Annotated in this window: 1 protein-coding gene; it reads left to right on the top strand. The window is 54.8% G+C overall.

The genetic code is table 11. The annotated features are described in order from the left end of the window. The first annotated feature begins 57 nt into the window (after window positions 1-57). The gene (locus tag G6M89_RS22065) at window positions 58-738 is read left to right on the top strand and encodes an IS6 family transposase (protein WP_165164050.1); all 681 of its coding nucleotides are present in this window, start codon (window positions 58-60) and stop codon (window positions 736-738) included. The last annotated feature ends 8 nt before the right edge of the window (window positions 739-746 follow it).

Genomic DNA, 746 nt, shown 5'->3' with positions numbered 1-746 from the left:
GGCACCGTCTAGTTAGCGTGGTTTGAGAAGTGAGCAGGTCGTAGAGTTGGTTTGATCATGCAGCTCGCAGACCTGCTCAGCGAGTCATACGCGGCGGAATTTGATGAAGCTTGGGAGCGTGAGCGGACGGCGACACCCGCTAGGGTGTTCGCCGTCCGTCTCCACGCGACTGGATGTTCTCTTCGTGAGACAACAACTATTCTCGCTGAATTAGGCATTGAACGCTCTCATGGAGCAATTTGGAATTGGGTACATCGGCTTGCTGACAGCGTTCCCGACCCGCCGAGGGCAAAGCCCTCGCGGGTCGCGGTTGACGAGACCGCTGTCAAAATAAACGGCGAATGGTCTTGGTTATACGCTGCAATAGACCTCGATACAAAGTTGATTCTCGACGCTCAGTTGTTCGGACGCCACGGTACCGATCCGGCGGCTGCGTTCCTGCATGGACTCCGCGAGAAACACGATCTCTCCGAGGCGGTGTTTCTCGTTGATCAGTTTGGCTATCGGACTGCCCTTGCGCGGTTAGGGCTGAACGGTCGGGTTGATTATACTGACCGAAACCTCATCGAAAAGTGGTTCCACACATTCAAAATGCGCGTCGACCGTTTCCATAACTCATGGGTGGGCAGTCGGCGGAGCGCTCGCAAATGGATTGAACAATTTGTGCATTACTACAACCGACAGAGACCGCATCAATCGCTCGATGGACGAACGCCGACTGAGGAGGTGCTAAACTAGACAGTGCC

This window comes from Natronolimnobius sp. AArcel1, from assembly GCF_011043775.1.
GTDB lineage: Archaea > Halobacteriota > Halobacteria > Halobacteriales > Natrialbaceae > Natronolimnobius.
Note: the sequence above shows the minus strand (reverse complement) of the source record. Positions and strands in the feature narration are given on the sequence as shown.

What these genes read in the sequence shown, in the direction of transcription:
- G6M89_RS22065 (WP_165164050.1), top strand. Translation starts at nt 58, where the DNA reads ATGCAGCTCGCAGACCTGCTCAGCGAGTCATACGCGGCGGAATTTGAT.